Annotated in this window: 9 protein-coding genes; 8 read left to right on the forward strand and 1 reads right to left on the reverse strand. The window is 64.9% G+C overall.

Translation table 11 applies throughout. From position 1 onward, the window contains the following. The coding region (locus BKY26_RS00365) for an HvfC/BufC N-terminal domain-containing protein (protein WP_321184861.1) at nt 1-766 on the forward strand (766 nt) is incomplete at its 5' end. Continuing rightward, nucleotides 763-1,332 (forward strand): DoxX family protein, encoded by a 570-nt coding sequence (locus tag BKY26_RS00370; RefSeq protein ID WP_071688418.1) that lies wholly within the window; start codon nt 763-765, stop codon nt 1,330-1,332. The genes BKY26_RS00365 and BKY26_RS00370, both read left to right, overlap by 4 nt. Here BKY26_RS00370 and BKY26_RS00375 read toward each other — a convergent pair. Beyond that, complete coding sequence (locus BKY26_RS00375) at nt 1,314-1,640, reverse strand: arsenate reductase family protein (RefSeq protein WP_071688419.1); 327 nt, start codon at nt 1,638-1,640, stop codon at nt 1,314-1,316. The two genes, BKY26_RS00370 and BKY26_RS00375, sit on opposite strands and share 19 nt — an antisense overlap. 212 nt (nt 1,641-1,852) lie before the next feature. Between BKY26_RS00375 and BKY26_RS00380 the strand changes: the two genes are divergently transcribed. The 6 genes from BKY26_RS00380 (at nt 1,853) to BKY26_RS00405 (ending at nt 6,590) form a co-directional block, all read left to right on the forward strand. Continuing rightward, nucleotides 1,853-2,059 carry a cold-shock protein gene (locus BKY26_RS00380; protein WP_071688420.1) on the forward strand — a complete coding sequence of 69 codons (207 nt, stop codon included), beginning with the start codon at nt 1,853-1,855 and terminating at the stop codon, nt 2,057-2,059. Between the two features lie 475 nt (nt 2,060-2,534). Continuing rightward, a complete protein-coding gene (gene yajC, locus BKY26_RS00385; RefSeq protein WP_071688421.1) occupies nt 2,535-2,816 on the forward strand; it encodes a preprotein translocase subunit YajC in 282 nt (93 codons plus the stop codon). Between the two features lie 20 nt (nt 2,817-2,836). Beyond that, nucleotides 2,837-4,501 (forward strand): protein translocase subunit SecD, encoded by a 1,665-nt coding sequence (gene secD / locus BKY26_RS00390; RefSeq protein ID WP_071688422.1) that lies wholly within the window; start codon nt 2,837-2,839, stop codon nt 4,499-4,501. 4 nt (nt 4,502-4,505) lie between these two features. Next, nucleotides 4,506-5,480, forward strand: coding sequence for a protein translocase subunit SecF (secF, locus tag BKY26_RS00395; protein WP_071688423.1), 975 nt, complete (start codon nt 4,506-4,508; stop codon nt 5,478-5,480). Continuing rightward, the gene (locus BKY26_RS00400; RefSeq protein ID WP_071688424.1) at nt 5,473-6,225 is read left to right on the forward strand and encodes a TSUP family transporter; all 753 of its coding nucleotides are present in this window, start codon (nt 5,473-5,475) and stop codon (nt 6,223-6,225) included. Before secF ends, BKY26_RS00400 begins: the two co-directional genes overlap by 8 nt. Nucleotides 6,226-6,236: 11 nt before the next feature. Next, the gene (locus BKY26_RS00405; RefSeq protein WP_071688425.1) at nt 6,237-6,590 is read left to right on the forward strand and encodes an Mth938-like domain-containing protein; all 354 of its coding nucleotides are present in this window, start codon (nt 6,237-6,239) and stop codon (nt 6,588-6,590) included. Nucleotides 6,591-6,628 lie beyond the last annotated feature (38 nt).

The following is a 6,628-nucleotide window of genomic DNA, read 5'->3' on the forward strand; positions in this document are numbered from 1 at the left end:
CAACCGGCCCTGGTGTAATCCGATGCAGCAATCCGACTTCACTGCCGCGATCCTCGATCCCAATGCCCCGGTGCCGTCTGGCATGGTGGACCCCCAGGGCCGCCCGGCGGGCAAACGTTTCAACGTCTACCGCAACAACCTCGCCGCCTCGCTCACCGACGCGCTGGAAACCGGGTTTCCGGTTCTGCTGAAGCTTCTGGGCGAGAAAAGCTTCAAGACGCTGGCGCTCATCTTCTCTCGCGCTCATCCCCCAACCAGCCGCGCCCTGTCGCAATATGGGCAGGCGATGCCCGAGTTTCTGGAAGGGTTTCAACCGCTTGCCGCCTATCCTTACCTCGCCGATATCGCCCGGCTGGAACTGGCGATCCGCCGCTCCTACCACGCCGCCGATGCGGACCCGCTGAACGCGGCGGGCATGGACCCGGCCACGCTGATGGAGCTGACGCCGGTCCTTGCCCCCGCCACCCAGATCGTCGCCTCGCGCTACCCGATCCACGGCATCTGGCGTCGCAACACGCAGCCCGACGCGCCCAAGCCGCAGCCGGTGGCCGAAACCGTCATGATCACCCGGCCAGAGTTCGACCCGATCCCGCATCTGCTGCCAGCAGGCGGCGCGGCGTTCGCAGGGGCGCTCGATGGCCGCACGACAATCGCCCTCGCCCTGGAACGCAGCATTGAGGCCGAACCGGGGATCGACCTTGCCCCGCTGCTGACGCTGTTCCTGACCTCGGGCGCGCTGACACTCCAGAAAGGACCCGACCAATGAGGACCCTCGTTTCCCTGCACACCCGCCTCTTCGACACATTGGAAACCACCCTTGCGCCGATCCTGATGCCGACGCTCGCGCGCTTCGTCTTTGCCGCGACGCTGATGGTCTATTACTGGAATTCCGGGATGACCAAGCTGGGTGAGGGCCTCTCCGGCCTCTTCCAACCCAATTTCAACGCCTATGTGCAGATCCTGCCCCGCATGTCCGAGGCCGTAGGCTATGACGCCAGCCAGCTCGGGGCGTTCTGGCGGCTGGTGGTGGTCGCGGGCACATGGGCCGAATTCATCCTGCCCGCGCTGATTGTGCTTGGCCTCTTCACCCGGCTGGCCGCGCTTGGGATGATCGGCTTTGTCCTCGTTCAAAGCTATGTTGATATCGTCGGCCATAGCGTCAGCGCGGATGTAATCGGCGCATGGTTCGATGCGGGCTCTGACAGCCTGATCCTTGATCAGCGTGCCTTCTGGGTGTTCCTGCTGGCCTATATGGTCTTCCGCGGCGCGGGTCCGGTCTCGGTCGATGCCGCCCTGCGCGCCCGAGCGCTGCCTCAGACCAGCGCCGCCTGAACCTCCTTGCCCCAGCCCAGATAGAGCGTCCCGTCCTCCGCCCGGATCACGGGGCGCTTCATCAAGGCGGGGTGCGCGGCCAGCAGATCGGCGGGTGCGCCCTTGCGCTCCTCCTCCGCCAGGCCCCGCCATGTGGTCGACCGCGTATTGACCAGCGCATCCCCGAACGCCCCGAGAAATTCCGCCAACTGATCAGCCCCCAAAGGCTCCGCCCGCACGTCCACCAACCGCACGGACTGCCCCGCCGCCTCAAGCGATTTCAGCGCCTTCCGGCAGGTGTCGCAGGTCTTCAACCCGTATAGCTCCATTTCAGCCTCCTACATGTGCAGACCCATGACATTCCCATGACAGCCGCACGAAATTCCTTGCGTTTTTCTGAAATCACCCCATCTTTTCTGCCGTGACAACAGGTTTTCGCTGTCCCGCTCTCTCAAGGACGTCAGACAGGGGGTGTCTGTCGGCACCACGCCGCCGCATCTCGCGGGTGGCACCAAGGAAGACTTGAGAAGGAAGAACGGACATGCCCACTGGCACCGTAAAATGGTTCAACACCACCAAAGGTTATGGCTTCATCGCGCCCGACGATGGCGGCAAGGATGTGTTCGTGCACATCTCGGCCGTGGAACGATCGGGGCTGACCGGCCTCGCCGATAACGAGAAAATCGGCTACGAGCTGCGCGAAGGCCGCGACGGCCGCGCCTCGGCGGTGGAGCTGCAAAAGCTCTGAACCATCCGGTGATCCGGAAAACGAAAGACGCCGCGAGGGGGTGACCGCTCGCGGCGTTTTCTTGTTGATAGACAATCGCTCTCAATCCTTCCCCGCGCGGAATCAAGGCGAAGCCGCCGCGCCATCGCCGACGCGCCCCCGGCGGAGGCGATTTGGTGAGGTCAGACGAGGCGTTTGAGGTCGTTCGGACTTGGCAGGGATAAAGCGCTCCACTGAGAGTGTCGGATCGCCACCGCGCGCGTCGTCAATGGCGCGGCTCTGAACAATCAGACCGCAAATGTCGCGCATGAAAGACCCTTCCACGCATTGCGTTTCCCCATCCACACACCATATCCCCCATTAACCGGCCTTGGGGAGGGCAAACGCGGCCTGCGCGCCTTGCGCTTCTTCCCTTGCGCCAGTAACGTGCCGCCGATTTCGCGGGGGCTCAAGACCAACAAAAGGCCCCGCGCCACGGAACAAGAAGGACGCCCCCATGGAAGGTATCGCCGGGTTCATCCCGCTCATTCTGATCTTCGTGATCATGTATTTCCTCATGATCCGCCCGCAGCAGCAGCAGCGCAAGGCGCATGAGGCGATGGTTGCAGCACTGCGCCGGGGTGACCAGGTGATCACCTCTGGCGGCTTCATCGGCAAGATCTCCAAGGTCAAGGATGATGACGAGGTCGAGGTCGAGCTGGCCGACAACGTCAAGGTCCGCGTCGTGCGCAACACCATCGTGCGCGTCGTGAACAAGACCGAACCCGCAAGCGAATAATCTGACCTGAAGGCGCGACGATGCTCAATATCCCCCTCTGGAACCGGGTTCTGATCTGGGGCCTCGTCGCCCTCGGGCTCGCGTTTGCGATGCCCAACCTGTTCTACCCCCGCGTGGAACGCCATAACGACGCCGCAGCCGCCATCGAGGCCGGTCTGGCCACCGAGGAGGAGGTCGCAGACGACCTGTCGGGCTGGCCCGGCTTCCTGCCTTCCTCGCTGGTTAATCTCGGTCTCGACCTGCGCGGCGGCGCGCATCTGCTGGCCGAGGTTCAGGTCGAGGATGTCTATGCCACGCGCATGGACGGGCTGTGGCCGCAGGTGCGTGACGCGTTGCGCGAAGAGCGTGACACGGTCGGCACGATCCGCCGGCAGGACTCCCCTTCGGACGAACTGCATGTGCGCATTTCCCAGCCCGACGGTATGACCGCCGCGCTTGCGGCCGTCCGCGCCCTGTCGCAGCCGGTCAGCAGCGTCACCGCTGTTGGCGCCATGACGCTGGACATCCGGGCCGAGGGTGATGTGATCATCGTGACCCTGTCCGAGGCCGAACGCGCCGCCACCGACGACCGCACCATGCGCCAGTCGATCGAGATCGTGCGCCGCCGCGTCGACGAGGTCGGCACCCGCGAACCCACGATCCAGCGCCAGGGCGACCGCCGCATCCTGATCCAGGTGCCCGGTATCGGCAGCGCCGAAGAGCTCAAGCGCCTGATCGGCACCACCGCGCAACTGACCTTCCACCCGGTCACCGGGCGCGGTAGCGGCAGCGACGTGGAGGCCGGTGCACGCGAGATCGTGTTGCCGGATGTGGAGGATGAGGGCCTGCTCTACCGGCTTGAACAATCGCCGGTGCTGTCGGGCGAGGATCTGACGGATGCACAGCCCGCCTTCGACCAGAACGGGCAGCCGGTCGTCACCTTCCGCCTGAACACCGCCGGGGCGCGGACCTTCTGCGACTACAGCCAGAACAACGTCGGCGCACCTTTTGCCATCGTGCTGGATGAGCAGGTGCTGTCCGCCCCGACGATCCGCGAGGCGATCTGCGGCGGGTCCGGCCAGATCAGCGGCAACTTCACCGTCGAAGGCTCGACCGAACTGGCGGTTCTGCTGCGCGCCGGGGCGCTGCCCGCCGAAATGACCTTCCTCGAAGAACGCACCATCGGCCCGGAACTGGGTGCCGACAGCATCGCGGCGGGCGAAGTGGCGGCAATGGTCGCGGGCATCGCCGTGCTGATCTTCATGATCGGAAGCTACGGGCTGTTCGGCGTCTTCGCCAATATCGCACTGATCATCAATGTGGGCCTCATCTTCGGGCTGCTTTCGGCCATCGGGGCCACTCTGACCCTGCCGGGCATTGCCGGGATCGTGCTGACCATCGGTATGGCGGTGGACGCCAATGTTCTGATCTTCGAGCGTATCCGCGAGGAACTGAAGACCGCAAAGGGGCCTGCCCGCGCCATCGAGCTTGGCTATGAAAAGGCCCGCTCGGCGATCTATGACGCCAATATCACCACCTTCATCACGGCGGTGATCCTCTATGTCATGGGGTCGGGTCCGGTGCGCGGCTTCGCGATCACGCTCGGGCTTGGGATCATCACGTCGGTCTTTACGGCCATTTACATCACCCGGCTGCTGATCCTGCTCTGGTTCGAACGCCGCCGTCCCAAGAAGATCGAGGTGTAATCCGATGCGTCTGAAGCTTGTACCCTCCGAAACCAATTGGGATTTCTTCCGGCTGAGCAGCGTCGCGCTGGTGGCATCGGGCGTGGCCGTCGTGGCCTCGATCGTGCTGTTCTTCGTCATCGGCCTGAATTTCGGCATCGACTTCCGAGGCGGCACCACGATCCGCACCGAAGCCCATTCCGAGGTGGATGTCGCGGCCTATCGCGAGGCGCTTCAGGGGCTGGACCTTGGCGATATCTCGATCACCGAGGTGTTCGACCCGACCTTCGCGGCGGATGAACATGTGACGCTGGTCAATGTGCAGGCACAGGACGGGCAGGAATCGGTCAGCGCCGAGACGATCGCCGCCATCGAAGCGGTGTTGCAGGAGGTCGATCCGACCATCACCTTCCCCTCGGTCGAAAGCGTCGGCCCGACCGTGTCCGGCGAACTGGTGCAAACCGCGATCATCGCGGTGACACTCGCCATCGCGGCGGTGCTGATCTATATCTGGCTGCGCTTCGAATGGCAGTTCTCGCTTGGCGCCGTGGCGGCCCTTATCCATGACGTGACGCTGACCATCGGCATCTTCTGCCTGTTGCAGATCCGCTTTGACCTGGCCATCATCGCGGCGCTTCTGACCATCGTGGGCTATTCCCTGAACGACACCGTGATCGTCTTCGACCGGGTGCGGGAAAACCTGCGCAAGTTCAAGAAACGTCCGCTGAAAGAGGTGCTGAACCTGTCCATCAACGATACGCTGAGCCGGACGGTCATGACCTCCTTCACCACGCTGATCGCGCTGATTGCGCTGTTCGTGCTGGGTGGCGATGTGATCCGCGGCTTCGTCTTCGCGATGATCTGGGGCATCGTGGTGGGCACATACAGTTCGGTCTTCGTGGCCTCGGCGATCCTGCTGCGCCTCGGCGTCAAGCGCGACTGGTCCAAGACCGATGGCGGCGGGGCCAGCGGCACCCAGTTCGCCAATATCGATGCCTGATATCCTCGGACCGGCCCTGGCGACGCCGGGGCTGGTCTGGCTGCTGCTGACCATCTCTGCTGCCGGGATCGTGCGCGGCTTTACCGGGTTCGGGACGGCGCTGATCTTCGTGCCGGTGGCTGGGATCTTTCTTGAACCGCAGATCGTCATCGCCCTGATCACGCTGACCGGCGTCGCCAGCACGGCGGCACTTCTGCCGCGCGCCTGGGGACAGGCCGACCGGCGCGAAGTGGGCACGATGGGGCTGGCGGCACTGGTGACCGTGCCGCTTGGACTGTGGCTGCTGACGCTTCTGGACCGCGATACGGTACGCTGGATCGTGGCCGCTGTGGCGCTGGTGACCCTGACCGCCCTGATCGCGGGCTGGCGCTATCGCGGCCAGGTGGCGGTGCCGGGCCTTCTGGGCATCGGCGCGGCGGCAGGCGGCATCGGCGGGCTGACCGGGCTGACGGGGCCTGCGGTGATCCTGTTCTACCTTGCCGGGCAGAGCGGCGTCGCCTCGGTGCGCGCCAATACGATCCTGTTTCTGGCGATGCTCGACGTGGTGGTGGTGGGCAACCTGCTGCTGCGCGGATCGGTGGGGCTTGGCGTCATGATACTGGCGCTGATCCTGTCCCTGCCCTATTTCCTGACCTCGCTGATCGGGCAGGCATTGTTTGATCCCCGCCACGAGACCCTGTATCGAGGAGCCGCCTACGGGGTGATCGGGCTGGCGCTGGTCACCGGACTGCCGATCTGGGAATAGGGATGACCGCAATGCGCATGAACGAAATCAGCTTTGGCGAGGCGCGGCCCGTGGATGGCTATGGCCCAGGCTTCTTCCGCGTCGGCGGAGAGGTCTTCGAGGGTCCGGTCCTGTGCCTGCCCGGTGGGGTGCGCGCCTGGGGCGGGCTGGAAGATGCGGGCGCGCTGGTGGCGCTGGCCGGGGCGCTTGATGTGCTGCTGATCGGGACCGGGGCTGACATGGCCCCCCTGCCCGCCGATCTGCGCCGGGTGCTGGAAGCGGCAGATCTGCCGCTGGAGCCGATGGGATCGCCCTCCGCGGCACGCACCTATAACGTGTTGCTGGCCGAAGGCCGCCGGGTCGGCGCGGCATTGCTGCCGGTCTGAGGGGTTTCGCTGCGCGCTGCGCGCGCAGCGACCCGCGC

This window comes from Nioella sediminis, assembly GCF_001879695.1.
Lineage (GTDB): Bacteria > Pseudomonadota > Alphaproteobacteria > Rhodobacterales > Rhodobacteraceae > Nioella > Nioella sediminis.